The 26,638-nt window shown below is 59.0% G+C and carries 23 protein-coding genes; 14 read left to right on the top strand and 9 right to left on the bottom strand.

Features of this window, described 5'->3' with window-relative positions:
* Positions 1–292: 292 nt before the first annotated feature.
* A complete protein-coding gene (locus F451_RS0105355) occupies positions 293–3,208 on the top strand; it encodes an HD domain-containing phosphohydrolase (protein WP_020680324.1) in 2,916 nt (971 codons plus the stop codon).
* 47 nt (positions 3,209–3,255) lie between these two features.
* Here F451_RS0105355 and F451_RS0105350 read toward each other — a convergent pair whose 3' ends face one another.
* Together F451_RS0105350 and F451_RS0105345 are read right to left on the bottom strand one after the other, a co-directional pair.
* Entirely contained in the window at positions 3,256–3,546 is a 291-nt protein-coding gene (locus tag F451_RS0105350; RefSeq protein ID WP_020680323.1) for an acylphosphatase, read from the bottom strand.
* Positions 3,524–4,798, bottom strand: coding sequence for a YihY family inner membrane protein (locus F451_RS0105345; protein WP_051103910.1), 1,275 nt, complete (start codon positions 4,796–4,798; stop codon positions 3,524–3,526). Before F451_RS0105345 ends, F451_RS0105350 begins: the two co-directional genes overlap by 23 nt.
* A gap of 189 nt (positions 4,799–4,987) precedes the next feature.
* Between F451_RS0105345 and arsC the strand changes: the two genes are divergently transcribed.
* From arsC to F451_RS0105285, 12 genes are all read left to right on the top strand, one after another.
* Entirely contained in the window at positions 4,988–5,338 is a 351-nt protein-coding gene (gene arsC, locus F451_RS0105340; protein WP_020680321.1) for an arsenate reductase (glutaredoxin), read from the top strand.
* Position 5,339: 1 nt separating this feature from the next.
* Positions 5,340–5,960 carry an NAD(P)H:quinone oxidoreductase gene (wrbA, locus tag F451_RS0105335; protein WP_020680320.1) on the top strand — a complete coding sequence of 207 codons (621 nt, stop codon included), beginning with the start codon at positions 5,340–5,342 and terminating at the stop codon, positions 5,958–5,960.
* Positions 5,960–6,352, top strand: coding sequence for a DUF2069 domain-containing protein (locus F451_RS0105330; RefSeq protein ID WP_020680319.1), 393 nt, complete (start codon positions 5,960–5,962; stop codon positions 6,350–6,352). Before wrbA ends, F451_RS0105330 begins: the two co-directional genes overlap by 1 nt.
* Positions 6,352–8,046 carry a SufS family cysteine desulfurase gene (locus tag F451_RS0105325; RefSeq protein WP_020680318.1) on the top strand — a complete coding sequence of 565 codons (1,695 nt, stop codon included), beginning with the start codon at positions 6,352–6,354 and terminating at the stop codon, positions 8,044–8,046. The genes F451_RS0105330 and F451_RS0105325 overlap by 1 nt, the downstream gene beginning before the upstream one ends.
* Positions 8,047–8,282: 236 nt before the next feature.
* The gene (locus tag F451_RS0105320; RefSeq protein WP_020680317.1) at positions 8,283–9,209 is read left to right on the top strand and encodes a LysR family transcriptional regulator; all 927 of its coding nucleotides are present in this window, start codon (positions 8,283–8,285) and stop codon (positions 9,207–9,209) included.
* A 194-nt stretch (positions 9,210–9,403) separates the two neighbouring features.
* Positions 9,404–12,007: an ABC transporter transmembrane domain-containing protein gene (locus F451_RS0105315; protein WP_020680316.1), complete on the top strand. Its 2,604-nt coding sequence runs from the start codon at positions 9,404–9,406 to the stop codon at positions 12,005–12,007.
* Positions 12,008–12,133: 126 nt separating this feature from the next.
* Positions 12,134–12,676 carry a hypothetical protein gene (locus tag F451_RS24890; protein ID WP_020680315.1) on the top strand — a complete coding sequence of 181 codons (543 nt, stop codon included), beginning with the start codon at positions 12,134–12,136 and terminating at the stop codon, positions 12,674–12,676.
* A gap of 31 nt (positions 12,677–12,707) precedes the next feature.
* Positions 12,708–13,436 carry a response regulator gene (locus F451_RS0105305; protein ID WP_020680314.1) on the top strand — a complete coding sequence of 243 codons (729 nt, stop codon included), beginning with the start codon at positions 12,708–12,710 and terminating at the stop codon, positions 13,434–13,436.
* Positions 13,437–13,547: 111 nt separating this feature from the next.
* Positions 13,548–15,608, top strand: coding sequence for a hybrid sensor histidine kinase/response regulator (locus F451_RS0105300; protein ID WP_169434453.1), 2,061 nt, complete (start codon positions 13,548–13,550; stop codon positions 15,606–15,608).
* Positions 15,609–15,738: 130 nt separating this feature from the next.
* Positions 15,739–16,686 carry a hypothetical protein gene (locus F451_RS0105295; protein WP_020680312.1) on the top strand — a complete coding sequence of 316 codons (948 nt, stop codon included), beginning with the start codon at positions 15,739–15,741 and terminating at the stop codon, positions 16,684–16,686.
* A gap of 174 nt (positions 16,687–16,860) precedes the next feature.
* Entirely contained in the window at positions 16,861–17,037 is a 177-nt protein-coding gene (locus F451_RS27590; protein ID WP_020680311.1) for a hypothetical protein, read from the top strand.
* Between the two features lie 473 nt (positions 17,038–17,510).
* Positions 17,511–17,747 (top strand): hypothetical protein, encoded by a 237-nt coding sequence (locus tag F451_RS0105285; RefSeq protein ID WP_156826380.1) that lies wholly within the window; start codon positions 17,511–17,513, stop codon positions 17,745–17,747.
* A 190-nt stretch (positions 17,748–17,937) separates the two neighbouring features.
* Here the strand turns inward: F451_RS0105285 and F451_RS0105280 are convergent, their stop codons facing one another.
* Positions 17,938–18,702, bottom strand: coding sequence for a TSUP family transporter (locus F451_RS0105280; RefSeq protein ID WP_020680309.1), 765 nt, complete (start codon positions 18,700–18,702; stop codon positions 17,938–17,940).
* Between the two features lie 124 nt (positions 18,703–18,826).
* On the bottom strand, positions 18,827–20,827 hold the full coding sequence (locus F451_RS0105275; RefSeq protein ID WP_020680308.1) for a DNA topoisomerase III: 2,001 nt from the start codon (positions 20,825–20,827) through the stop codon (positions 18,827–18,829).
* Positions 20,828–21,115: 288 nt separating this feature from the next.
* Between F451_RS0105275 and F451_RS0105270 the strand changes: the two genes are divergently transcribed.
* A complete protein-coding gene (locus tag F451_RS0105270) occupies positions 21,116–22,435 on the top strand; it encodes a Na+/H+ antiporter NhaC family protein (RefSeq protein ID WP_020680307.1) in 1,320 nt (439 codons plus the stop codon).
* A 16-nt stretch (positions 22,436–22,451) separates the two neighbouring features.
* On the opposite strand, the gene F451_RS0105265 is transcribed toward F451_RS0105270, so the two are convergent.
* The 5 genes from F451_RS0105265 to F451_RS0105245 form a co-directional block, all read right to left on the bottom strand.
* On the bottom strand, positions 22,452–23,063 hold the full coding sequence (locus F451_RS0105265; RefSeq protein ID WP_020680306.1) for an acyl carrier protein phosphodiesterase: 612 nt from the start codon (positions 23,061–23,063) through the stop codon (positions 22,452–22,454).
* Between the two features lie 6 nt (positions 23,064–23,069).
* Entirely contained in the window at positions 23,070–23,543 is a 474-nt protein-coding gene (locus tag F451_RS0105260) for a hypothetical protein (protein ID WP_020680305.1), read from the bottom strand.
* 100 nt (positions 23,544–23,643) lie between these two features.
* A complete protein-coding gene (locus F451_RS24885; RefSeq protein WP_205623970.1) occupies positions 23,644–24,291 on the bottom strand; it encodes a flavin reductase family protein in 648 nt (215 codons plus the stop codon).
* A 175-nt stretch (positions 24,292–24,466) separates the two neighbouring features.
* Complete coding sequence (locus tag F451_RS0105250) at positions 24,467–25,510, bottom strand: ABC transporter ATP-binding protein (protein ID WP_156826379.1); 1,044 nt, start codon at positions 25,508–25,510, stop codon at positions 24,467–24,469.
* Between the two features lie 2 nt (positions 25,511–25,512).
* Complete coding sequence (locus F451_RS0105245) at positions 25,513–26,634, bottom strand: ABC transporter ATP-binding protein (protein WP_020680302.1); 1,122 nt, start codon at positions 26,632–26,634, stop codon at positions 25,513–25,515.
* Positions 26,635–26,638 lie beyond the last annotated feature (4 nt).

The raw sequence follows: 26,638 nt of genomic DNA, 5'->3' as shown, positions 1-26,638 counted from the left end.
CGGGTTGGGTTCAGTAGTGAACGTTCTCGATCCGGAAAGGCTGCGATTCTTCCTCCCAAGTGGCACCTGTCCCCGCCACCTGAAGCGTTACCTCGATTAAAAAACAGATTGACGGAGTACGAACCGACGGCGGCCTGGGCGCTAAAGCCTCCTGAGCGCGGGCCCTTACGCCAGTTTCCATAGCCCAGGAGCAACCGGTCGCCACAGGCCGTATTCAGGACGCTTGACCCTCCCGACAGCTCAGTGATTGCGCTATAGTAGCCCTCTAACGAGCCGTATAGACAGCACGCCCATGGCCCAGCGCCGCCGCTTTCCGCTGCACCTGCAGATCACGACCCTGTTCGTGCTCCTGATCACCATCCTCGGGGGCAGTCTCAGCTGGTACAACTACCGCAAGTCCAGCGAAATCATCCTCACCGCATCGGAACAGCTGTTTACCCACTATGGCAACGAGCTGACGTTGGATTTTCTGCGCACTTACCAGCCCATCGTGCAGACGGTCAATATGCTGACGCTGGATTCGCTGGTCAGCGCCTGGACCCTCGAGGAGCGCCTGTCGAAAATTCCGCTGCTCGCCAAGGCACTGGAGCAGCGACCCCAGGTAATGGGCTTGCGTTTCGGTTATGAAAGCGGCGATGCCTTTATCGTGCGGCCGGCGCATACGGAGTCAATCCGCAAGGCCTTCGCCGCTCCCGAGGACACCCGGCTGATGGCCGATAACATACAACTGAATGACGTTGGCCAGCGCACCACAGAGCGGTTCTTTTTCGATGCCCGCCTGCAACTCATCGGACAGACGGCGGCTGGCCTGGCGCAGGAGGATTCGCGTCAGCAGCCCTGGTACCAGGAGGCAATTGCCAGCGATCGCCACGTCGCGACCGCGCCGCACTTTTTCAGCCTGCTGCGCAGGGTCGGGATCACGCTGTCCAGCCGCACACCGGACCGCACGGCCGTCGTCGCCGCCGATATCGCCCTGGACAGCCTGTCAGAAACGATCTCCAACATCCGCATCACCCCAAACAGTGAAGTCGTGCTGCTGGACCAGGATTACAACGCCCTGGCCTACGAAGACCCGGGCAAGCTGGTACTTCTGCTCAACGATGAAGTCGTCGAAGTTGCCCGTCTGGACAGTCTGGGCTCCCCGGCACTCGACAAGGCCAGCGCGCTGATCGAGGCAGGCATGCGCGACTTCCCCCTCGAAATGGACGGCGAGCAATGGCGCGGAAAACTGCACCGGCTGGAGCCCGCCAGCGGCATCCGCTTTGAACTGCTGACTTTGACGCCGGAGCGGGAGCTGCTCGGCGAGGCGATGGTAATGCGACGCCAGTCCAACCTGATCACCGGGATCATACTGCTGCTGGCGCTGCCGCTGACTTGGCTACTGGCCCGTCAGATCGCCCGCCCACTGCGCCAGCTGGCTTATGAAGCCAGCATGATCCGGCGTTTCCAGCTCGACCAGCCCATCAGCACCCACTCGCGCATTCGCGAGATTGACGACCTTGGTCACAGCATGACGGTGATGAAAGATACCCTGAACCAGTTTCTCGACATGCTGGGCAGCATGTCAGAAGAAACGGCCTTTGTACCACTGATCGAGCTGATCACCACCCAGACCATGAGTGTCAGCCAGGCCGCTGGCGCAGCCATCTACCTGGTAAATGACGATGATACGCGCCTGGAGCCCGCCAGTCTGAAACTGGCAGAAGCGGCAACGACGCCTCCGGTATTGCCCCCCTGCAGCCTGCACAGTGACCACCAGCTCGCCAACTGCCTGGCGCAGGAATCCAGCCTCACACAGACACTGAACCACCGCACTACTCACCATCCCATGTTCACACTGTTGCAGGCTTTGGGTACAGACCGGCTCAAGGTTATAGCGATCCCCCTGCTAAACCGCAAACGCGAGTCCGTCGGCGTGCTCTGCCTACTGTATGACAAAAGCCACCCACAACGAGAAAGCGACCTGCTGTCCTTTATCGAGACACTGTCCGGCTTTGCCTCACTGACACTGGAAAACCGCCAGCTCATCGGTATGGAAAAGGCCCTGCTTGAAGCCTTTATCGAGCTGATTGCCGGCGCTATCGATGCCAAATCCCCCCATACAGGCGGACACTGCGCCCGTGTACCCGCGCTCACTGAAATGCTGGCCCGGGCCGCCTGCGACAGCACCGACCCCGCCTTTCGGGATTTCAGCCTCAGTGCCGATCAATGGGAAGAACTGCATATCGCCAGCTGGCTGCACGACTGCGGCAAGGTCACCACACCGGAATATGTGGTTGAAAAGGCCACCAAGCTGGAAACCTTTTATGACCGTATCCATGAAATCCGCACCCGCTTCGAAGTACTCAAGCGCGACGCACAACTGCGTTTCTGGCAACAGCTGGACGCCGCCGGTGCCGGCACGCCATCGCGGACCGAGCTCGAGTCACAGCTAAAGACAGAACTTGCTCAGCTGGATGCCGACTTTTCCTTTGTCGCCCACTGCAACCTGGGCCGGGAACAGATGGCGGCGGCCGATCAGCAGCGCCTGCGTCAAATTGCCACCCGTGAGTGGCAACGCACGCTGGATGATCGCCTGGGCATTTCCTGGGAAGAGCGGCAGCGACGGCCCGACAACCCCGAAACCCTGCCGGTGCGCGAAACACTGCTGGCCGACAAGGATTTCCATATCATTCCGCGCACCGAGGCCGACCGCATCCCCGCCGACAACCCCTGGGGCTTTCGCCTGCAACAGCCGGAACATCTTTACAATCACGGGGAACTGTACAACCTGCTGATCACGGCGGGCACTCTGACAGCGGAAGAGCGTTACAAGATAAACGACCACATCGTGCAGACCATTATCATGCTGGAAAAACTGCCCTATCCGCGGCACCTGCGGGGCATACCGGAAATTGCCGGCGGTCACCACGAACGTATGAACGGTCAGGGCTATCCACGGGGGCTGACGGGAGACCAGATGTCACTGCCGGCCCGCATGATGGCGATTGCGGATATCTTTGAGGCACTCACCGCCGCGGACAGGCCGTACAAGCACCCCAAACGCCTGAGCGAAGCCTTAAGTATCATGGGCCAGATGCGCGACCGCGGGCATATAGACCCGCAGCTGTTCCGGCTGTTTCTGCACAGCGGCGTCTGTGAACAGTACGCTGCACGCTACCTGTCGACGGAGCAGAATGAGCAGATCGACATCGAAGACTACCTGTAGCGCTGCTCTGCACGCGCTCCAATAAAGCTCACTGAATCTCGAACGGCTCAGCGGCGTATTTCGAACCCCCGCAAGCCCGCATCCACGTCACAGGGCTCGACTTCCAGCCGGTCAACCCGGGCCAGGGCCGGCCCGTGCTGCAACCACTGCAACATGCGCTCCAGTGCCTGCGGCTCTCCCTGCAGCCAGCCTGTTACAGCGCCGTCGGGCTCATTCTGCACCCAGCCCTGCAAGCCCTCCCGGCGGGCCTGTTCACAGGTGAAATAGCGAAAGCTAACGCCCTGTACCCGCCCTGTCACACGCACCTGCCGGGCTTCAATCCTGGCTGCGGTTGGCATTATTCCCCCCCTGGCGCGCACTGCTCTCTTCGCCCTTCTGATCCGGCGCGAACAGGTCCAGCATCGCCACATCCAGCTGCTGGCTGCGCTGATGTGCCAGTGCCTGCAGACGCAGATTCAGACGCCGCTCCCACGGATTGATGGACTCATGGGCAAAGGGCGCCGGCATGGGCCAGGGCAAAACCTCCGTCAGTTCCTGCAGGCGATAATGGGACAGATCCCGACTCAGCAGATAGGCACCCTGCTCATTGCGCTGCAACACCCCGGCATCCATCAACAATACCTGGTATTCGTCCCAGCGCCCCTGATCCAGCCCCGCCACCTCCTGCAGCAACACCCGGTCAGGCAACGCCACGCCCTCCTGCTGCGCCTGCCACAGCCGGTACAGCACCGCCACGACGGTTTGCAGATGAGACGCCTCGACCTGGCGCCGAACCGGCTGATACACGGTCAGCGCCCGGGTCAGCTCGGCGCCGAGCAGGATAATCATCCAGGAAATATAGATCCACAGCAGAAACAGGGGCACCGCCGCGAAGGCGCCATAAATCAGCTGATAGGACGGTGACTGGGTAACGAAAAAAGCGAAGCCGCGCTTGGCCGTTTCAAACAGCACCGCCACCACCACGGCACCAATAAAGGCACTGCGCAGCGGCACGCGGCAATTGGGCACCGCGGCGTAGAGCAAAGTGAACGCCGCCGCAGACAGCACCATCGGTAACAGACTGAGCAAACGGGCACGCCCCACCAATGAAGCGGCATCACTGACGATCGACAGGCCCGCCACATAGGAACTCAGTACCAGGCCCAAACCGATAAGCACAGGGCCCAGACTCAGAATGGCCCAGTACAGCAGAAAGCTCGACATGCCACGCCGGGGCTTCGATACACGCCAGATACGGTTGAAGGCCGCTTCGATGCTTTTCATCATCATGATGGACGTCGCGGCCAGAAAGGCCACACCGATGGCCGTCAGGTTGCGCGCCTGTGAGGTAAAGCTCTTCAGATAATCCTGTACCACTTCACCGGTGGCCGGCACAAAGTTCTCGAACACCCAGCCTTGCACGCTTTCACCAACGCCGTGAAATGACGGTACCGCTGCCAGCATCGAGTAGGTCACCGTCATCAGCGGTACCACGGCAAACAGCGTCGTATAGGTGAGTGCGGCGGCATTAAGCACCCCCTGGTTGTCAACAAAATGGCTCAGCAGGTAGCGCACAAAGCGTACTCCGCGGGTGTCCAGCAAGGCATTCATGCAGGCAACCTCCCCCATTGCAGACAGGACGCTGCATTCAAACAGCCTCTGTTAGAGACGGGCTTAATAATACAGTCGTCAAATGACACGCCGCACGGGCGCAAGCTAACAGCACTCATGGTGAAGTCCTTTTGCGTTAAAGCTTTGGCAGTTACAATAGGCGCCGCCCAAATTCGATACGGAAGCGCCATGAGTCAAGTTACCCTCTATCATAACCCACGCTGCTCCAAGTCCCGAGAAACCTATCAGCTGCTGCGGGACAACGGCATCGAACCCCGGGTGCGTGAATACCTGAAGGATATACCCACCGCAGATGAACTGCGCGCGGTGCTGGCGGCCCTTGGCATTGGCGCGCGCGAACTGCTGCGCACCAAGGAAGCGGAATACAAGGAGCTGGGGCTGAGCGATACGAGCCTCGGCGACGAGCAGATCATTGCCGCCATGGTGCAATGCCCCAAACTGATCGAGCGCCCCATTGTCATTCGCGACGGCCAGGCCCGTATCGGCCGCCCGCCCGAGTCCGTGCTGGAGATTCTTTGAGGTGACGAACCCCGGCCAGGATCGCCCCTACGTACTGGTACTTTATTACAGCCGCCACGGCGCCACCCGTACGATGGCGCAACGAATCGCGCGGGGCATTGAACAGTCCGGCATTGAGGCACGCCTGCGCACCGTGGCCGAGGTATCCAGCGTCTGTGAAGCCACGGCGGACTCGATTCCGGCCGAGGGCGACCTGTTCTGCAGCGAGCAGGATCTGGCCGGCTGCGCGGGCCTGGCGCTTGGCAGCCCGACGCGTTTCGGCAACATGGCCGCCGCGCTGAAGCACTTTATCGACGGCACCAGTGCGCTCTGGCTCTCCGGAGCCCTGATCGGCAAGCCCGCTGCGGTATTCAGCGCATCATCCAGCTTGCATGGCGGCCAGGAAAGCACCCTGCTGAGCATGATGCTGCCACTGCTGCACCACGGCATGCTGATCACCGGCCTGCCCTACAGTGAGCAGGAACTGCTGACCACACAGACCGGCGGCACACCCTACGGGCCCACCCATGTGGCCGGTTCCAAGGCCGGGCGCACGGTCGATGCCACCGAACTCAAGCTGTGCCAGGCTCAGGGCAGACGCCTGGGTGAGCTGGCGGTAAAACTGTTTTCCCGGAGAGCCTGATGAAAACGACCCTCGACAAGAACCTCGATGCCAAGGTACGCGCCGCTCGCCTGCTGACGCTGGGCAGCTACGCCGCGTTGCTGGGCCTGCTCAGCGCCTGGTACCTGTGGCTGCAACCGGCGCCGGGCGGTCGCCCCTGGGTTGTCTGGCTCTGGCATCTGGTGCCGCTGCTGTGCTTTGCACCCTCGGTGCTGCAGGGCAAGCCTCGGGCTCACGCCTGGCTATGCTTCATGCTGCTGCTGTTCTTTATTGAAGCGGTGCTGGCCGCCACCCACCCAGCCACCTTTGGCCTGGGCCTGAGCTATGCCATAGTGGTGAGCGTGCTCTTTGGTGCTGCCATGTATTACGCCCGCTGGAAGAGTCAGCTGCTGCGCAGCGCTGACCCGCACTGATGCTCGATATAGCACACCTGCGCGCCGACTTCCCCATTCTGGGGGAGCAGGTGCATAACCAGCCGCTGATCTACTTCGATAACGCCGCCACCACCCAGAAGCCCCAGGTGGTGATCGACGCGCAGTCGCAGTACTACTGCCACAGCAATGCCAATGTGCATCGCGCCTCCCACAGTCTGAGCAGCCGGGCCACCCGGGCCTTTGAACGGGCCCGGGAGAACGTGGCACGCTTTATCGGTGCTGCCAGCCCGCGCGAAATCATCTGGACCCGCGGTGCGACCGAGGCCATCAACCTGGTGGCACACAGCTATGGACGCTCACAGCTGAGCGCCGGCGACCTGATTCTGGTCTCTGCGCTGGAGCACCATGCCAATATCGTCCCCTGGCAGCTGCTGGCCCAGCAGCTGGGCGCACGCCTCAAGGCCATACCATTGCTGGACGATGGCAGCCTGGATCAGGCCGCCTATCTGCGCCTGTTAGAAGAACGACCGCGCCTGGTGGCGCTCACCCATGCCTCCAATGCCCTGGGCACACTGAACCCGGTGGCTGAAATGACCCGGGCCGCCCAGGCCGCCGGGGCACGGGTGCTGATTGATGGCGCCCAGTCCACCCCGCACCTGCCCATTGATGTACAGGCAATAGGCTGCGACTTCTTTGTCTTTTCCGGCCACAAGCTGTTCGGACCCACCGGTATCGGCGCCCTTTGGGCGCGCGAGTCGCTGCTGGAGGCCATGCCGCCCTGGCAGGCCGGCGGAGAAATGATTGAGCATGTCAGTTTTGAGGCCACTCGCTTTGCCGGACTGCCTTTCAAGTTTGAAGCCGGTACGCCCAATATTGCCGGTGTTATCGGGCTGGACGCCGCCATCGGCTACCTGCAGCAGTTTGACCGCGAGGCACTGGAAGCCCACGAGATGCAGCTTCTCCACCGGGCACTTGAACTCTGTAGCGACATTCCGGGTTTTCGCCCCGTCGGTCAGGCCGCCCAGCGGGTCAGTGTCATGTCCTTCTGCGTCGATGGCCTGCACCAGCAGGATCTTGGCCTGATGCTGGACCAGTACGGCATCGCGGTACGTGCCGGCCACCACTGCGCCATGCCCCTGATGCAGCGCCTGGGCCTGCCTGGCACCCTGCGCGCCTCCTTTGCGTTTTACAACAGCCAGGCGGAAGTCGAGCGCTTTGCCTGCGTGCTCAGAGAGATCGTGCAGGAGCACAACCGGCAGCCTCCACAGGACAACAGCACACCCCTACAGAGTGAGACCCAGAGCACGCCACCTGTGGCTGCAGATACGCTCCTGCAACGACTCGAGAACTGCCGCGGCTGGCAGGCCCGCTATCGGGAAATCATGCTGCTGGGCAAGAACCTGCCAGCCATGAGCGCGGCACTGCGCACCGACAGCAACCGCCTGCATGGCTGCGAAAGCCATGTTTGGCTGTGTGTCGAACGCCGCGATGGCAAACTCTGGCTGCAGATGGACTCGGATGCCCGCGTTATTCGCGGCCTCATCGCCCTGCTGCTGGCGGCATTCAATGGCAAAACGGCCAACGATATCCTCAGCTTTGACCTGCAGGGACAGTTTGAACGCCTCAAGCTCATTCAGCACCTGAGCCCGTCCAGGGGCAATGGCCTGAAAGCCATCGTGGATGCAATCTATCAACACGCCAGGCAACAGCAGGACAACGATCAGGCCTGGTGAGCGCAGATTGCGATCAAAACAACACCTTACCTGAGCCCACACTGCCGACTCACCCAACGCCTCTCTGCACAAAAGAAAATACGTTCGGCCCTTCGGGCCTGCGCGTGATTTGCTTCCCGCATGCATCGCTGCGGCCGCGCCGTGGCGAGACGGTTGATGATGTACTCGCGCGCAGTGCTTGGCCATTGTTGCAAATAACATGATAATACTGCACCAATCGTTGCCTGGGCCCCCTCATGAATCTCGATAATCTGCGCTATTTCGTTCGCGTGGTGGAAGCCAACAGCTTTACCGCCGCTGCCGAGCGCCTGGGAACACAGAAATCCACCCTGAGCCGGCGCATTTCGCAGCTCGAGGACGAACTCGGTATTCGCCTGCTGCAACGCACGACCCGCAAGCTGCACCTCACCCCCGACGGTGAGGAACTGTTTGAGCGCTGTCGCCCACTGATTTGCAAACTGGAAGACGCTCGCCATGGCTTAAGTGTCAATCAGCCAGAGCCTCAGGGTCGCCTTAAGCTCACCATGCCCACGGAACTGGCACTGGCCATGCTCGATGACGCTCTGTCCAGCTTTATGCAGCAATACCCCAAGATCCAAATGGAGGTGGAACTGACCTCCAGGGTCATCGACATGGTGGAAGAAGGCGTCGACATCGCCATTCGGGTCGGGGCGCTGGAAGATTCAAGCCTTATCGCACAGCCCGTGGCTCAGGTTGCGCGCGGACTTTACGCCGCGCCCGACTACCTCAGCCAGCATCCAGCACTGGTCAGCCCGCACGACCTGCAACATCATCGCTATATCGGTCTGCTGCACCGTTCCGATCCGCTCCATTTTGGCAACTGGGACCAAAGCCATAGCCTGCAGATGGAAACCCCCCTTCGCACCAACAGCCTGACGTTCATGCGCTACATGGCCCAGCGCGGCTTTGGAATCGCCAGGCTGCCCTGTTTTTTCGCCCAGCCCCAGGTTGATGCGGGGAACCTGGTGCCGGTTCTGCAGCACTACCCTGTCCCCAGTATCGGACTCACTGCGCTTTACCCCAGCCGACAGCACCTTAATCCCAAAACACGCCTGTTCCTTGATCATTTGCACACCGAACTGCAGCAGCATCCCTGGGCCAGTCATGCCCTGATCCAATTGCCAGGCCAAGACGTAACCTGAACTTTGCACACGCAGGTTCGTTAAAAAATGTTCCGGCTGAGGACAGAATACTTTCCCTGCACGAGGCTACACTATTAAGATATGTTTGTTGCATAGCAGCAAAATTAACCTGCGCGCCGCTGCGTGTAGCTTTTCTGTACCGCTGGACGATGGGTCGTGCCAGGGGACATTTGTTCAGGCTCGGAGATCAACCTATGGACAAGTCCATTGTCCGATTTATTCTGCGCTACAGCCTGCCACAGCAGATCCGTCTGCTCTTGATGACTTTTTGTTCCTTTCCATTGCTTTACGTCTCGCTGGAACTGCCCAAAATCATCATCAACGATGCGATCGGTGATGCTGCCAACCTGAAGCAGTTCTTCGATATCACCCTTGAACCGATGTACTACCTGCTGGGCCTGTGCGCATTGCTGCTGACATTGATCCTGATCAACGGTCTGGTGAAAATGTATATCAACACCTACAAGGGCATTGTGGGTGAGCGCCTGGTGCGGCGCCTGCGCTACCAGCTGGTAGAGCGCATTCTGCGCTTTCAGCCACGGCGCTTCCAGATGGTCAGCCAGGGCGAACTGATCTCGACCGTAACAGCCGAAACCGAACCGCTGGCGGGTTTCATCGGCGACAGCATTGCACTGCCGGCCTTTCAGGGTGGCACCATGCTGACCATCCTGCTGTTCATGTTCATGCAGGACCCGATCCTGGGCTTCGCCTCCATCCTTCTGATTCCATTGCAGATCGTCATCATCCCGAGACTACAGCGCAAAATTAATCTGCTTAAAAAGGAACGGGTAAGGACGGTGCGTCATTTTTCCCAGCGCATTGGCGAAAGTGTCGACGGCATGATGGAGATACGCCTTCATGGCACCCGCCCCTATCATCTGGCCGAATTTTCCAAGATTCTGGGCGAACTGTTTCGCATACGGCTCGACATCTACAAGAAAAAGTTTTTCATGAAGTTCATCAATAACCTCATTAACCAACTGACCCCGTTGATGTTCTATTCCATCGGCGGTGTATTGGCCATTCGCGGCGACCTGACTATAGGGGCGCTGGTCGCCGCAGTTGCGGCTCACAAGGACCTTGCCGCTCCCTGGAAGGAACTGCTGGATTACTACCAGCAGTACCAGGATTCCCTGATCAAATACGAGCAGATTCTGGAGCAGTTCCAGTCCCAGGATCTCATGCCCATTGTGCCCACCAGTGACAACAGCCCGACCCATCTGGATAACAACATCCGCCTGGAAAAAGTGTCGGTGGGCAGCGATATTGGCAATCGCCTGGTACGCAACATCAACCTTCAGCTGCCTGCCGGCAGCAGCGTGGCCATACGCTGCCAGGACCCTTCCCGCCTGCGCGCACTGGCGCGGACCCTGATCCGGATCAATCCACCACTCACCGGCCATCTGATGTTTGGCAAAGTCGACTTGCAGGACCTGCCCTCCGATCTGCTGGCACGTGAGCTGACCTATGTCGGCCCCGACGCCTTCCTGTTTTCGGGCAACATGCTGCAGAACATCAACTACAGCATGCGGCTCAAGCCACCGATAGAGTCACCCGAGCAGATCGACAGCCAGCGGCGCTGGGAAATCTACGAAGCTAAGGCCTCAGGCAACAGTACCGACCGCTTCGACGGCATCTGGACCGACTTTGCCCTGGCCCACGCGGAAAACTGGGAAGACATGCGGCACTGGCTTTATGAAGGCCTGAAAGTCGTGGGAGCGGACGAACTCATCTACGACGTCGGCATGAACCAGAAATACAACCCCGCGGAACGCCCCAAGGAACTGTCGGACGGACTGCTCCGGGTTCGCCAACAGTTACTGCAACAGGTACCCGAATCCGGCCTCGAGCACCTTATCGAGCGATTTGATCCACAGCATTACAACTGCGGCCTGTCAGTCGCGCAGAACCTGGGCTTCGGCATCCCCCGCCCGCCCATCAGCGATCCGGCATCAATGGCTGCACACCCCCTGATGGAACCCCTGCTCGAACAGTTCGAACTGACCAGCCAGGCGCTGGAGTGCGGCCGTCGCATGGCCAACCGACTGGGTGAAGTGATGGTGGAGGCCGGCCCGCTTGATCCACTGCCGGACACCTTCAGCGAGTTCGACACAGCGGACTTTCGCCGCCGGATCAGTGAACTGGAGCGTGGGGATCCCGCGCGCAGTGCCGAGGACCGTGTCTTGCTACTGGAGCTGTTTCTGCGCATCGTGCCGCTTCAGCACGGCGCCGACTTGCTGGACGAGGCGCTGACCGAAAAGCTGCTCGCCGCACGACAGGTCGTCATGGCGCGGACCGACTGTCCGTTGTGCAGCAGTTTTGATCACTTTAGCGAGGATCGCATCAGTGCGGGCCTGACCGTGCGAGAAAATGTCCTGTTCGGCAAGGTGGTCGGCACTGATCCTGCTGAGCTGCACCAGCTGCAGCAGCTTATTGATACCGCCATGCAGGATCAAGACGCCGAGTCCATGGTTATGGTACTGGCAGGTTTCACCCAGGTCGGCATCCGAGGTGGCAGCTTGCCCCTGATCGCACGCCAGCGCATCCAGTTGCTGCGCGCTATCGTCAAACACCCAAGGGTACTGGTCATGCACGAAGCCCTCACCGCCATGAGCCTTGAAGAACGATCAACTGTACTCGGTCGCATTCAGGCACGCCTGCCGGAACTGACCCTTATCTACCTCGATCAGGAAATTCCGCCGGGCGGGCTTTTCGATGCCGAGTACGAAATTGTCCTGGACGAGTTACGCAATATCGAAAACGATACCGTGCCTAGCCTGACCAGCAGTAATCTGTAATTTTTCTACAGAACGCTATACTTGCCAAATTAAAGACACTGCAACAGGATTCATGGGGGCAGCGCTCATAGACAAACACCGTCTGCTACCCTGCATAAAAGAACACTACACTGAATGGAACACCGTATGCGCCAACTAATTTCTCTGCTGACCTTGTCACTGTTGTTCCTGGCAGGCCCGCTGTATGCCGAGGATCTGGAAATAGAGGCATTTTACGGTCATTACGCCGGTACTGCGGATGCTCAGGTCAGTGGCGAAGCCGACCTCAGACAGCTGACGGTCGGGATAGAACCCAAAGACGATAACTTCGAAGTGTCTTGGGGCACGCGGGTAAAACGGGACGACCTGACGCTCAAGGAACACACCTACCGCATCCTGTTTCGAAAGACGCGCCGTGGCGCCGTCTACGCCTCGGCCATGCGCATGAATGTTTTTGGCAAGCATATTCCCCTGGATCCACTGGCCGGGGATCCCTTCGTCTGGGCCCGCATTCACAACAAGACACTCACTGTATATGCCTTGATGATTACCAATGAGGGCTCTTACGACATGCAAACCTACGACCGCACACTGCGCGACGATGGCGATATGGATCTGGCCTACACACGAATACTGGATGGAAAGATCAGCAAGGAAGTCACCGCCCGGTTACATCGCCTACCCGAGTAAAGGCGTCGCAAGCATCTCTGGGGAGCTTTACATGATCACAGAGAGCGAACACTCGGTACTAGTGATCGACGATGATGCCGCGATTCGCGAAATGATCAGCGATTACCTCAAGCTGCAGGGGTACGGAATACTTGAGGCCGAGAATGCGGCCGCTGCTCGCACATTGCTGGCGCAACAGAAGCCCTCGGTAGTCCTGCTCGATATCAGCATGCCGGGAGAAGACGGGCTTTCGCTGGCCCGTTACATTCGCGAACACCTGGATATCGGCATCATCATCATTTCAGCCGCCGGCGAAGCCGTGGACCGTATCGTCGGCCTTGAAATCGGTGCCGACGACTACCTAGCCAAACCTTTTGATCCGCGCGAATTACTGGCCCGGGTTCGAAGCGTGGCGCGCCGCTATGAGAAACTTCCAGTCACGACCCCGAATACCGGCGCCGAGCCGTCACAGAGGGTCCGGGTGGGCCGCTGTACGCTGGACCTGTTGTCACAGCAGTTGTTCGGGCCGGGTGATGAGGAACTGGCACTGACACAGATGGAGTTCGAACTGCTCCAGATTCTGATCGACCGGCCCAATCGCGTTCTGAGCCGAGACCAGATTCTCAATCTCACCCAGAATCGCGACTGGGATCCGAACGATCGCAGCATCGACATTCGCATAGCCCGGTTACGGCGCAAGATAGAATCCGACCCGGAACGCCCCCGCTGCATTCGTACCGTGCGCGGCAGCGGCTACATGTTCATACCCACCACTGAATAAAGCCTTTGTTTCTATCTTGTATCAATTGTTGCAATCGGTCTCATAACGCCATCTCTCCGCCGACCGGCTGATACACTGCAGCCTATGGAAACGCCGAATGCGGATGCCGTCATGAAACACTCCATTGAAGAACAGCGCCTGCGCGAGGCTTTGTTTCAGGCGGCCGAAGCCGTCACCTGCCAGGCAGGCGGCGATATCTTCAAGCAACTGGTGCGACGCATGACGCTCGCACTCGGTGTGCAGCATGCCCTCATCGGCACCTTGCTGCCTGGCGATACCCGTCGTGTCCAGGTCATCGCTGCATACAGCCTTGGCCGGTTCGTCGACAGCTATGAGTATGACCTGGTCGGTACCCCCTGCGAACAAGTCATCGGCCTGCAATATCGCTACTTCCCCCGCAACATGCGCCAACTTTTTCCCGACCCCCACCTGGTCGAACTTGGCATCGAAAGCTATGCCGCCATTCCCCTGTTCGATTCACAGGGCAACACCCTCGGGCTAATGGCCGTCATGAATGACAGGCCACTGCAGGACGAGGATATGATTCAGCCGGTGTTGCGTATTTTCTCCACTCGCGCGGCACTGGAACTGGAACGCCAGCAGTACACCAGCGCGCACAAGCGGTCTGAAATTCGTTATCGAACCATATTCGAAGCCGCGCTCGACTCGATCATCAGCATGGACAGCAACGGTAACATTATCGATCTAAACCCTTCCGCAGAGGCCTGTTTTGGCTATAGGAAGAGCGCGGTGATTGGCAAGCCCCTGGCTGATATGCTGATCCCAGCACGCTTTCGGGACGGACACAAAGCCGGTTTGGCCCGCTTTCTTTCCTGCGGGAAAGGCGACTATCTCGGACGCCGGGTGGAGGTACCCGCACTTGCCGCCAACGGCGAGGAAATCCCTGTCGAACTCACCATAGAGGTCGCCCGTGACGAAGGCGACGAAACGATTTTTATCGGTTACCTGCGTGATATTCGGGACCGCGTACAGGCCGTTGCAACGGAAAAACGACTGCAGTCGCAGTTACGCCAGGCGCAAAAGATGCAGGCCATCGGCCAACTCACCGGCGGAATCGCCCATGATTTCAATAACATTCTCACCACCGTGATGGGCTATATCGTACTCGCCCAGGAACAGGCCGCGGGTTACAAGGATCCCGTCATGCTCCGCTACCTGGATCGAATCCATGCGGCCAATCAGCGGGCAAGTCACCAGATTCAGCAATTGCTCACCTTCAGCCGAGGACAGCAGGGACAACGACGCCCAATCCAGCTGTCCGACCCGGTTTATGACGGCCTGCGCATGATGGACGCCATTCTGCCGCCAGGCATTCAGCTCACCGAACAGCTGGGCGCGCGCCTGCCTGCCGTACTCGCGGACCCGATGCAGATCGAACAAATCCTGATGAACCTGTGTATCAACGCCCGTGATGCCCTTAACGGCTGCGGCGAAATCCATGTATCACTGGGCAGCCTGCAGGTTCAGGATCAGATCTGCGCTTCCTGCCATGCCACGCTGGCGGGTGACTATATTGAGCTGCAGGTCGCCGATACGGGCTCCGGAATGGATGCCCAAACCCTGGAGCGCATTTTTGAGCCCTTTTATTCAACCAAGACTGCAGGCCAGGGAAGTGGCATGGGATTGGCCATGATACATGGCATTGTGCACGAGCATCACGGCCACATACTGGTCAATACAGCCCCCCAGGCAGGCGCAAATTTCCATATTCTGCTGCCGCCCTGCCAGTACCGCCTGCCGGATGACACTGCCAATGTCGAAAAAGCGCAACAGAAAACCAAAATGCGCGGGCATGTGCTGCTGGTGGATGACGAAGCCACGGTGGCCGAATTCATGGCAGACCTGCTCAGCACCTGGGGTCTGCAGGTCAGTATCTGCTATAGCGGTCCGGACGCGCTGACGCTGATGAACAGCCGTGCCGAAGAGTTCGATATAGTCATTACAGACCAGACCATGCCGGACATGACGGGTATCGACCTGGCCCGTGAAATACGGGCCCTGCGGCCCGATCTGCCAATGATTCTCTATAGTGGATTCGCCAAAGATACCGATGATGCAGCCCTGCGCCAGGCCGGCATACACGCGTTCTTTCGCAAGCCGGTCGACACAGACCGCCTGCGCCAGACCCTGAGCGAGCTTTTAGCGCCCTGATCCACCAGAAACACTTCCATCCCCGCCACTACAAAACAGTTACAAAGATAAACACTACAGACATCGTCTGAATACCTCCGCCCGTTAGTCTGGATACCGTCAGTAAAACAACAAGACGAGGACCGCTAACATGAACACCCGTACCGAACAGTATGCCCGCTGCATTGATGCTTCGAAACGCATGCGCTGGGAGATCGAGCAGGATCTGATCCGGGGCCGCGTGCTCGATGCCGACCGCAAATTTCTGCCTGATGGCCTCTCCTGCATACAGGATCTGGACTTTCTGACTGATGACGATAAACGGCTGTTAAGTCAGATCCAGGGACGCACCTACGCCAACGTGTTCGGTCTGGTCGAGCGCTTCATCTGCGCCAAGGTCATCGAACTGAGCCACGACTACCTGCTGAATGACCAGGTTGCCCTCGAAGGCCTGGTTCGCTTTAGCGACGAAGAACTCAAGCACCAGGAACTCTTCCGCCGCATTGAGCAGATGGCCGCCGCTGCACTGCCTGCGGGCTACTGCTTCGCACCCGAACCCAACGCGGTTGCAGAGGCGGTACTCAGCAAATCAACCTGGGCTGTACTGGCATTGACCTGCCATATCGAGTTGTTCACCCAGCTGCATTACAAACAAAGCATCGCACCGGACATGCAGATGTCGCCACTTTTCAAGGACGTATTCCTATACCACTGGCGAGAGGAATCACAGCACGCGATCATGGATGAGATCGAATGGCGACGCGAAGACGCACGGCTTTGTGAAGCAGAGCGGGACCAGGCCGTCGATGACCTGATCGACCTGGTGGCCGCTGTCGACAATATTGTCTGTGCCCAGGCCGACAGCGATGCCGACTATTTCTGCCGCAATACCGCTCAAACCTGCAGCGCCACCGAACAGGCGTGCATTCGGGCAACCCTGCAAAAAGCCTACCGGTGGCAATTTATCGTTTCGGGTGTGCAGCATCCCCGCTTTTCCAGGGTACTTGCAGAGCTAACCTGCGACAGCCAGCTGAACAGAATCCAACAGGCCCTGAAACCCATTCTGGCCGCCTTTGACAGCGTCCAGCAGGCGGCCTAGGCACGGGCCAGACAAGGTGCCACCGGGTCCGTCGCCTTGAGCGAATGGATGAACTGCCTTAAGACGAGTGATGATTCTCAGTATCGCTCAACGACTCGACACTTCGCCCGGCATTGCAAGGGCAAGGATTAGCCCCGGACCCTGTATTACGCCCCAGCGCTGGAGGAACAACAGATGAGCATTATCAAGCAGCTGATCCGGAAAATGGGAGAACTGCAGCAACGCAAGACGCCTGCCGATCACCCAAGACTGCAACAGCTAGATCACCATACTCTGCGAGACATTGGCGTCAATCGAATGGCCGCTGAGTACCAGAATGATGAAAAATTGTGGCAGGAGCTGGCATCCTAGCTCCTGTCGGGTTAACCGCAGCGGGAGTATCAACACCACAACGTCGAGGTCAGGTCCGATAACCGGCCTCGGCGCTGTTGTCACTAACGGGTGCATTATGAGCCGCAACAGTCTGCGCTTTCTTCTCGCCTCTTCAGCACGACTGCGTACCCTCGGCGAACTGCCTAGCGGACTTTTATCAATGAAAATTGTTCGCCAGTCATATTTCTCAATCGTCTTATTTTCTTAACAAAGATACTTAATAAATCTTAAGTAACTGTTATTTAATAAGTTTTTCACTAAAACGAGAAAAGAGAATGACTACTCGGCCGACTTACAAAAACAATAGATGACTATATCTCATCATTTGACAAAAAAAGGATCATTTGTTGCACATGCGTAAAAACAGTAATCTACACCCAGTCAGATAGCGCTAACAGTCTGACAGGGAAACTCCCTTAAACAGCGCAAACCTTAACTTGGAGAACATCAACATGCACAACGATTTCACTTACTACAACTGGCACATGAACTCGCCCGTCAGCAACCCGAACAGCCGTCGCGAAACTGAAATCGAGTACATTTTCCGTATTGCCCGCGAAGAAGCTGCTGCTGAAAAGGCCGAAAAACGCAGGCTGCAGAAGGCACGTTTCATGGCCGCATTGCGTACAGTTTTTTCCCGTGTCGGGTTCAGCCGTACCGTCAATCAAAATTCACTTTTCGGGCACTAATTTTGCGCGCCCATAGCCGTCGCCGGGGCAAATTCCATTCCTGAGAATTGCCCCGGTGCCGCCGCTTTTCAAGCATCCCTGTTGTAATCACACCGCTTCATAACGCCCTGTGCGTCAGCCATTCAAACAAACGCAACGTCCTTTGCCCTGAAGGGCAACCTAGTCCGCACGGCTTCTCCTCATCCGCGCCTTACACAAGATTTTTCCACAGATAACTCGCCGCCATTAACAGGCACATGCCCACCACCAACGGACGAATGATCCGACTGCCGTGGCGAATCATGGTGTGACTGCCAATCAGTGCGCCCAGAATCTGCCCGCCTATCATGGCCGCACCCAGACTCCAGATCACCTTTCCACCCGCCACAAAAACCACCAGTGAAGCAATATTGCTGGCGCAATTCATGACCTTGGCCGCCCCGGTGGCACCCAGCAGATTACGCCCCCTGAACCAGATTTTGCTGAAAGCGAAAAAGGATCCTGTGCCCGGCCCCAGGAAGCCGTCGTAAAACCCGATCAACGGCGCCAGGGTAAAGCAGTATTTGCGCCGACTCATGCGGGCTGTGGTTTCTTCAAGGCCCGCCGTCGGCACCAGTGTAAAATACAGCGCGATCAGCACCAGAATGAGCGGAATCAACAGTACCAGAATGCCCGGGTCCACAAACTGCACGAGCACCGTCCCAAACACAGACCCGACCAGGCTTGAGAATACGAGACCGCGAATATCATCCACCTTGACGATTCCCCGGCGTAGCATCGTCAGTGCAGCGGTTAAACTGCCGAAAGAGCTTTGCAGCTTGTTGGTCGCCAACGCCGACACCGGCGGCACCTGGGCGAGTAACAGCGCCGGCAGTGTCAGCAGGCCGCCTCCACCGGCGATGGTATCGATAAACCCCGCCAGCAGCGCAACACCAAACAGTGCCGCCAGCAGTCCCGGTGACAAAACCAGATCCATGTGGTCATTCTCTCAGATTGATAAAACCCGGAATTGAAGGCCTTGGCGTGGAGCCGCTGCGCGGCAGCACAGGGTACACCCCGCCCGTGCGGCAAGACAGCCCGTCGAGGACTGTTTAACCCGTTCAGGTGGTGGATTTTGGCCTTGCGCGGCGCCGTGCTGGCGTCTTGCGGGCAGGTGCTGCAGATGATGCGTCGCCCGGCCTGGCTTTGGCCTTTCGGCCCGTTGCAGCGGTGCGCCGCTTGCTCCGTCCCGGCGTGCTGCTTCGAACACCCTGCAACCCCTGGGGCAAGGTATTGCTGGCGGTCTGAACCAGCTCGCCCAGCGCAGTCAGCAGCGCCTCCATAAACTGGGCATAGCTTCCCTCGCGCTGGCAGATCGCCTCAAGTCGTGCCTCCCACTGGGCCGTCATGTCCGGCAGCGTGGTTTGCCGTGGCAGGCTGTCGATCAGGCCGCATCCGGCGGGCGTGGCATGAATCGACTTGCCGCGGCGCTCCAGAAAACCACGCCGGAACAGTAATTCGATGATGCCGGCACGGGTCGCCTCGGTTCCCAATCCATCGGTATCCTTCAATATCTGGCGGATGGATCGATCTTCTACAAAGCGGGCAATGCCGGTCATGGCTGCCAGCAGCGTCGCATCGGTGAAGTGTTTTGGCGGCTGGGTCATTTTCTCCACCAGTTCACCGCGTTCGCACTGCAGCACCTGACCTACGCTGAGCGGGGGCAGCAACTGTGCCGCATCATCGTCCGCACGCTCCTGGCGCTGAAAAAACGGTTTCCAGCCAGGCACGATCACTTCCCGCGCCTGGGTCCGAAAGCGCCCGCCGGCAATGTCGATTTCGACCCGGGTTTCAAAGTATTCGAAATCTGGCAGAAACTGCCCCACATACTGGCGTGCAATCAGTTCGTACAGCTGCCGCTCCCGTGCCTGCAGAGCACTGCTGCCCTGCTTTTTCTCGGTGGGAATGATGGCATGGTGCGCGTCCACCTTCTTGTCGTTCCAGGCCTGACTTTTTCTGCGGCTGTCCGTTGCGGCCAGTGCGTCTTTCAGCGCCTCGCAATTGTGGCCGATGGCACCCAGCACCTGTGGTGCGCGGGCCAGATGCTCCAGCGGTAGATGGCGACTGTCGGAACGGGGATAGGTGATCAGCTTGTGCTTCTCGTACAGACTCTGACAAAGATCCAGGGTTTCCTTGGCGCTGAGCCCAAAGCGCTTGGCCGCATCGATCTGCAGGCTCGACAGGCTATAGGGCAGCGGTGCAGCCTGACGGCGACGTTTCTTCTCGACCTCGAGTACCGTACCGGGTTGTCCCGAAATGCGTCGTACCACGTTTTCGGCCAGGGGTTTGGACAGCACCCGCCCCTCTTCATCCTGGTAGGGTGCACAGGCATCGCTGGGTTGCCACTTGGCATGAAAGGCCTGCTGCGCATCCGTCAGTAAATGCGCCAGTACCTCGTAGAATGGTTTGGGTACAAAGGCGGCAATGGCCTGATCCCGGCGTACCACCAGCCCCAGCAATGGCGTTTGGACCCGCCCGACGGAGAGCACACCGTCGTAGCCCACCTTGCGCCCCTGGATGGTATAGGCACGCGTGAGGTTGAGCCCGTACAGCCAGTCGGCACGCGAACGGGCCAGCGCAGAGATCGACAACGGGACAAACTCGGGGTTTGGACGCAAACGTTGCAGCGCACGTCGCACGGCATCCGGATTCAGATCGCTGATCAGGCAACGCTGCACCGCCGCGCGCTTGGCATCCTTGACCCCCAGATACTCAATCACTTCATCGACCAGCAGCTGGCCTTCGCGATCCGGATCACCGGCATGCACCAGCTGATCCGCCTCCTTCACAAGCTTGCGCAACACCGTTAGCTGCTTGCGCGTCTTGGGCTTGGGCGTCAGCTGCCATTGCTGCGGCACAATCGGCAAATGCTCCAGACGCCATTGCTTGAAGGCCGGGTCGTAAGCGTCGGGCTCGGCCTGCTCCAGCAGATGACCGATGCACCAGCTCACCGTATCGCCGTTGCCAGCCCGAATGAAGCCATCGCCTTTTTGGTGTGGCCGCGGCAGGACATCGGCGATAGCCCGGCCGAGGCTCGGTTTTTCTGCGATATAAAGTATCATGCAATCGATAGCTGTATAAATAAACAGGTACTTTAGCCGTAAGTGACGCCCGGTGCCAGCGTTACGAATACAGCTGTGGTTATATAAAAACAATTATTAATAATTTAATAGAATATAGCCATACGGAAACAGTCTTTAGTCACGGCGTTCGCAATCCGTATAATGCCGCGCTAGCCGTCAGAATCATCACCGCAGCCACACTGCAGCGAACCCTGACCACAACGGCGAATTACCCAACGCCCTGTTTTTTCCGTCGCCTACAAGGCGGCCATACTCTTGGAGACTGCGATGCAACCCAGAGCGATCGCCCTGCTACCCCTGCTGCTGTTCCTGGCGCTGTTTATCGGCAGCGGCCTGTACTACCAGGCCCAGGACACGGACTTCGCCTTTTATCAGATCTCCGCACCGGTGGCGATTCTGCCCGCCATTGTACTGGCGCTGCTACTTGAACGCGGCGCGCTCAACAGCCGCATTGAGACGTTTATCAAGGGTGTGGGCGACAACACCATCATTACCATGTGCATCATCTACCTGCTGGCCGGCGCCTTTGCCAGTGTCGCAAAGGCCGTGGGCGGCGTTGACGCCACCGTGAACTTCGGTCTCAGCGTGGTGCCCGAGTCACTGGTACTGCCAGGCCTCTTTGTGATTACCGCCTTTGTCGCCACCTCCATGGGCACCTCCATGGGCACCATCGCCGCCATTGCGCCGGTGGCCGTTGGCCTGTCCGAGGCAACCGATCTGCCCCTGACGCTGACGGTCGGCACTGTGATTGGCGGTGCCATGTTCGGCGACAACCTGTCGATCATTTCTGACACCACCATCGCGGCCACCCGTTCCCAAGGCTGCGAGATGCGCGACAAGTTTCGGGTCAACTTCATGATTGCCGTTCCGGCAGCACTCCTGACCCTGGTGGTACTGTACCTGCAAAGCAGCGGCGGCAGCATCGTTGCACCCGGGGACTACGACCTGATCAAGGTACTGCCCTACGTTGCGGTGCTGGTACTGGCCATTTCGGGACTGAACGTGATGCTGGTGCTGTTTAGCGGCATTGTGCTGGCAGGCCTGGTGGGCCTGCTGCAGGTTGCCGACTACAGCCTGGCGAGCCTCTCGGCGGATATCTACGCCGGCTACACCAGCATGCAGGAAATCCTGATTCTGTCGCTACTGATCGGCGGCCTCGGTGCGCTGATGAAACATCAGGGCGGCCTGGAGTTTCTGGCCCGCATGATCGATCGCCTGGCCCGGGGCAGCAAGCGCCGCAGCGGCGAAATCAGCATTGCCGCCAGCGTCGTGCTGGCCAACCTCTGTACCGCCAACAACACCGTGGCCATCATTCTGAGCGGTTCGCTGGCGCGGGACATTGCCCTGCGCCACGACGTGGATCCCAGGCGCAGCGCCAGCCTGATGGACATATTCTCCTGTGTGATACAGGGCATGCTGCCCTATGGTGCCCAGGTGCTGCTGGCTGGCTCCATTGCCGCGCTGTCGCCACTGGAACTCATTGGCAGCATCTATTACTGCTGGCTGCTGGGACTGGCGGCCCTGATTGCCATCGTTGCAGGTTTCCCCCGCCTGCAGGCAATCACTGTGGCCCTGCGCCAGGCCTGAGGCCCGCATTGAACCACTAACCGCCGGGGCTCAGCCCTCGGCGGTCCTGCCCGGCATCGCGCTGCTGCACCCAGTGCAGCAGTTGCGGATAAAAACACAGAAACGACGCTTCCAGTGCGCCATAGTGGCGTTCAATGTCCTCTACCGCGCCAAAAAGCGCGGTACGCCGGCTCAGGCGGCCGGCGATGGCATCCAGCGCCCGATCAATCACCTCGATACGCTGATAGTTCAGCAACCAGTCATGGTCGCGCATACGCTCGAAACGCAGACGTGCAACGCTGGGCATCAGGGGCGCATTCTGCGCCAACTCTGCGTAAACGGTACGGCTAAATTGTGTCAGGGGGGTACGGTGAAAAGATGACCAGTGCAGGGCCAGGAAATGGTCGAACGCCATATCCAGAATAATACCGGCGAAACGACGCCGTGGCGGCTCAAAAAGGGCGAGAGTGCGCACGACATCGGGGTGGTGGTCGGTAAAGGCATCGATACTGCGGTGCAGGCGGATGCCCTCCTCTATCACCGCAGGCCAGGCTTCCAGGGCAGACCCCTTGACCGTATCGCCGAGATAATTACCGGTCAGCGAACTGCCCGCACAGGCGGCAAGGTGGAAGTGGGCCAGGTAGTTCATGCCGCTTCAGCGACTCTGGCGCCGTGCCAGCACGCGTGCGGCGGCATGCAGGACCACACCGGCAAAAAGGGCCGCAACCGCCGGTAACGCATAGGGCAGCTCAGGGCCGGCCGAGACGGGCTCGTCAAAGATCGCCAGCAGCAACAGCACGGGAGCGATCATCAACAGTATCGATCCCAGCCATTGCAGGCCCCGTGCGAAGCGCAAGTTCAGCACACTGAGGTAACACCCCAGCTGCACATTGAGCAGTACTGCGCACAATAGATAGATATGGTTGGCGCGGTTCATGATGTTGTGAACCTGAACGGTCTGGGTACGATCGGGCAGTTCGAGATACAGATAGAGTCCCGCCGCCAGAAATGCCAACAGGCCCAGCAAGCCGACGGCCAGGTGCAGGCACCTCAGCAGAATTTTGGTGCGATCCGCCTGCCCTGCCCGGGCGTACGGTTTGGTATCAATGGCAGATCGGGATACGGACATGATTTGAATGTAGCACGCATGGCCAGGTTACGGCAGCCCCCAGCGCGATCCCGCCCGTCCAGTGCTGCCTTACCTTTTTCATAAAGCCGGACCAGGCGTGTCAGACATGATCAAGCTTGAGCTCGCGGCTGGACAGCCACTCCTCGTAACTGACCCTGGGCAACTGGAACTGGTCTTGCGTCGAGGTATAGGTATCGGCGTGCATGCGCGAAATCGGGCAGTAGGCAGGCGAGCGCACACGCAGACATTCGGCATCAATATACTGGTCCTGCACGTGCATGTTCACCACCTCCCCAAAGATGATGGAACGGTTGGGGTACTCCACACTGCGCTCCAGACGGCATTCAAATGCCACCGGTGCCTCCAGAATGCGCCCCGGTATTACCTGGCTGCTATCGGCACAGGTCAGATCCGAGGCGTCCATTTCGTCCACCTCAGGCGGGAAGTCAATCGACGAGACAATCATCTGACGCGCGATACCCTCGTCCACCATGTTGACGACAAACTCCCCGGTGGCGCGGATGTTGCGCGTCGTATCCTTGGGCGTCCCGTCGGGTTTGTGCTGAATGCCGAGAATCAGTAGTGGCGGCTCGTCGCTGAACACATTGAAAAAGCTGATGGGCGCAGCATTGTTAATGCCATCAGGGCAGCGGCTGGTCACCAGCGCGATTGGACGCGGCACCACAAAGCTCACCAACAGCTTGTATTTTTCCTGTTTGCTCAGGCGGGTGAAATCAAATTCCATCATGGGTCTCCAGGCGGGAACAGGCCCGCTCGCTCAACATGACGGGCGCCCTGTCGAGGCAGCCCTCATGTACTCGATGTGATTAATACGGGCCAATAAAGGTCCCGCCCGTTCGAAGTGACCGGCGGGCCAATGAGACACCGAAGGCACAACCTTTTGAAAAACGTTACAGCAACCTTTAGATACGCCCCTCTTCCACGGCGTGGCAGGCCACCTGCCCGCCACCATCGGTGACGATGGTGGCGGGGCGTTGGACGGAACAGCGTGCATTGGCATGAGGGCAGCGCGGATGGAAGGTGCAGCCGCTGGGCGGTGAAATGGGGCTTGGCACCTCGCCACTGACCGGCGTGCGGGCCCGACCGCTCATATCGAGATCCGGAATCGCATCCAGCAGCATCCGCGTATAGGGATGGCGCGGATTACGCAGCAACTCGGCCGCAGGTGCCTGCTCCACCATGGCCCCCAGGTACATGACCCCGACGCGATCGGAGATATGAAACACCACCGCCAGATCATGGCTGATAAACAGAAATGTCAGACGGTACTGGCGCTGCAGGTCCCGCATCAGGTTGAGAATCTGCGCCTGTACTGACACATCCAGCGCCGAGGTCGGCTCATCGCAGACGATAAAGTCAGGATTGCTGGCCAGCGCCCGGGCAATGGAGATGCGCTGGCGCTGGCCGCCACTGAATTCGTGGGGATACTTGTCACCATCCGCGGGCATCAGGCCCACCTGGGTGAGCAGTTCGGCCACCCGGGCATCGACCTCTGCCGCGGTTTTCAGAAGCCCGAACACGCGGATGGGCTCAGCGATAATCTTGCTTACCCGCCAGCGCGGATTGAAGCTGGCATACGGGTCCTGGAAGATCATCTGCATGCGACTGCGCAGCGGCGCCATCTGTTTGCGGCTAAGGGGCCCGATATCCACCCCCTCGAATTCGATACTGCCGCTACTGGGCGCATAGAGACCCACCGCCAGGCGCGCCGCCGTCGATTTTCCACAACCGGACTCGCCCACCAGACCGAACGTTTCGCCCTTGCGAATTTCAAAGTCGATACCATCCACTGCCCGCAGGAACTGGCGCGGCCTGCGTTCCAGCACCCGGTTAAGCCAGGGTGGCGATACATCGAAGTGACGCTTAAGGCCACGTACCCGCAGGATTGGTGCTGCGGTTTCTTCGGCCCCTGCGACCATGGAGTCTTGAGCTACAATCGCGTTCATCATCACACCTCCTGCCCGCAGTTCTGCACGGACGTTTTTGGCGCCGGCCTGACTGCATTCATCTGTTTTTTGGCGCGCTGAGCCTGGCTGACCTCGGCAAACAGGGTGTCTGGATCGGTGGCAGGATTCACTCCGTCCCACAGCCAGCAGGCCACCTCGCCCTGACCGGCCTGGGCGAACTCAGGCTTTTCCTCCCGGCAGCGCGCTGTGGCATAGGGGCAGCGCGGATTAAAGGCACAGCCTTTGGGAATATGGCTCAGGCGCGGCATGGCGCCATCAATCTGCACCAAATGCTCCACCTCATCGCCGAGCTTGGGAATGGAGCCCATCAAGCCACGGGTATAGGGATGGCGGGCTTGCTTGACCACTTCCTGCACCGGGCCAACTTCCACCAGGCGACCGGCGTACATCACCGCCACCCGATCGCAGGTTTCAGCGATGACCCCCATGTCATGGGTCACCAGCATGACCGCCGAGCCGTGCTCACGACACAGTTGTTTAAGTAGCTCAATAATCTGGGCCTGCACCGAGACATCCAGCGCCGTGGTCGGCTCATCGGCTATCACCAGCTTTGGATTGACACAGAGCGCCAGCGCAATCACCACCCGCTGGCGCATGCCACCGGAGAACTGATGCGGATACTGGTCGATACGCTGCTCGGGCGCCGGTATGCCGACCTGGGTCAGCATCTCTATCGCCCGCGCCCGCGCCTGGCGCGGCGTAAGATCAGTGTGGGTGCGAATGGTCTCAATCAGCTGACGGCCCACGCTGTACAGCGGATTAAGACTGGTCAGCGGGTCCTGAAAGATGGATCCGATCTGTTTGCCCCTCAGCTTGCGCATGGCCTCGGCCGGCAGGTTGTCAATACGCTGGCCGTTAAAGTGAATCTCACCGCCGGCGATGCGCCCGGGACGTTCCAGCAGCCCCGTAATCGCTGTTCCGGTAAGAGACTTGCCAGCACCCGACTCCCCCACTACCCCAAGAATTTCGCCGGAATTCAGCCGCAGAGAAACACCGTCAATGGCCGTCAGGATGCCGCGACGAGTCGGAAACTCGATACGCAGGTCTTTAACATCGAGCAGGGCGCCGCTGTCTGTTCCACCGTCTGTCTTGTTGTTATTCATGCTT

This window comes from Marinobacterium rhizophilum DSM 18822, from assembly GCF_000378045.1.
GTDB classification, from domain to species: Bacteria; Pseudomonadota; Gammaproteobacteria; order Pseudomonadales; family Balneatricaceae; genus Marinobacterium_A; species Marinobacterium_A rhizophilum.
Note: the sequence above shows the minus strand (reverse complement) of the source record. Positions and strands in the feature narration are given on the sequence as shown.

What these genes read in the sequence shown, in the direction of transcription:
- F451_RS0105345 (WP_051103910.1), bottom strand. Translation starts at nt 4,798, where the DNA reads ATGAATGCCTTGCTGGACACCCGCGGAGTACGCTTTGTGCGCTACCTG.
- F451_RS0105325 (WP_020680318.1), top strand. Translation starts at nt 6,352, where the DNA reads ATGCTCGATATAGCACACCTGCGCGCCGACTTCCCCATTCTGGGGGAG.
- F451_RS24885 (WP_205623970.1), bottom strand. Translation starts at nt 24,291, where the DNA reads ATGATGGAATTTGATTTCACCCGCCTGAGCAAACAGGAAAAATACAAG.
- F451_RS0105320 (WP_020680317.1), top strand. Translation starts at nt 8,283, where the DNA reads ATGAATCTCGATAATCTGCGCTATTTCGTTCGCGTGGTGGAAGCCAAC.
- F451_RS0105280 (WP_020680309.1), bottom strand. Translation starts at nt 18,702, where the DNA reads ATGGATCTGGTTTTGTCACCGGGACTGCTGGCGGCACTGTTTGGTGTT.
- F451_RS0105245 (WP_020680302.1), bottom strand. Translation starts at nt 26,634, where the DNA reads ATGAATAACAACAAGACAGACGGTGGAACAGACAGCGGCGCCCTGCTC.
- F451_RS0105330 (WP_020680319.1), top strand. Translation starts at nt 5,960, where the DNA reads ATGAAAACGACCCTCGACAAGAACCTCGATGCCAAGGTACGCGCCGCT.
- F451_RS27590 (WP_020680311.1), top strand. Translation starts at nt 16,861, where the DNA reads ATGAGCATTATCAAGCAGCTGATCCGGAAAATGGGAGAACTGCAGCAA.
- F451_RS0105250 (WP_156826379.1), bottom strand. Translation starts at nt 25,510, where the DNA reads ATGAACGCGATTGTAGCTCAAGACTCCATGGTCGCAGGGGCCGAAGAA.
- F451_RS24890 (WP_020680315.1), top strand. Translation starts at nt 12,134, where the DNA reads ATGCGCCAACTAATTTCTCTGCTGACCTTGTCACTGTTGTTCCTGGCA.
- F451_RS0105270 (WP_020680307.1), top strand. Translation starts at nt 21,116, where the DNA reads ATGCAACCCAGAGCGATCGCCCTGCTACCCCTGCTGCTGTTCCTGGCG.
- F451_RS0105355 (WP_020680324.1), top strand. Translation starts at nt 293, where the DNA reads ATGGCCCAGCGCCGCCGCTTTCCGCTGCACCTGCAGATCACGACCCTG.
- F451_RS0105260 (WP_020680305.1), bottom strand. Translation starts at nt 23,543, where the DNA reads ATGTCCGTATCCCGATCTGCCATTGATACCAAACCGTACGCCCGGGCA.
- F451_RS0105315 (WP_020680316.1), top strand. Translation starts at nt 9,404, where the DNA reads ATGGACAAGTCCATTGTCCGATTTATTCTGCGCTACAGCCTGCCACAG.
- F451_RS0105275 (WP_020680308.1), bottom strand. Translation starts at nt 20,827, where the DNA reads ATGATACTTTATATCGCAGAAAAACCGAGCCTCGGCCGGGCTATCGCC.
- F451_RS0105300 (WP_169434453.1), top strand. Translation starts at nt 13,548, where the DNA reads ATGAAACACTCCATTGAAGAACAGCGCCTGCGCGAGGCTTTGTTTCAG.
- F451_RS0105305 (WP_020680314.1), top strand. Translation starts at nt 12,708, where the DNA reads ATGATCACAGAGAGCGAACACTCGGTACTAGTGATCGACGATGATGCC.
- arsC (WP_020680321.1), top strand. Translation starts at nt 4,988, where the DNA reads ATGAGTCAAGTTACCCTCTATCATAACCCACGCTGCTCCAAGTCCCGA.
- F451_RS0105265 (WP_020680306.1), bottom strand. Translation starts at nt 23,063, where the DNA reads ATGAACTACCTGGCCCACTTCCACCTTGCCGCCTGTGCGGGCAGTTCG.
- F451_RS0105295 (WP_020680312.1), top strand. Translation starts at nt 15,739, where the DNA reads ATGAACACCCGTACCGAACAGTATGCCCGCTGCATTGATGCTTCGAAA.
- F451_RS0105285 (WP_156826380.1), top strand. Translation starts at nt 17,511, where the DNA reads ATGCACAACGATTTCACTTACTACAACTGGCACATGAACTCGCCCGTC.
- F451_RS0105350 (WP_020680323.1), bottom strand. Translation starts at nt 3,546, where the DNA reads ATGCCAACCGCAGCCAGGATTGAAGCCCGGCAGGTGCGTGTGACAGGG.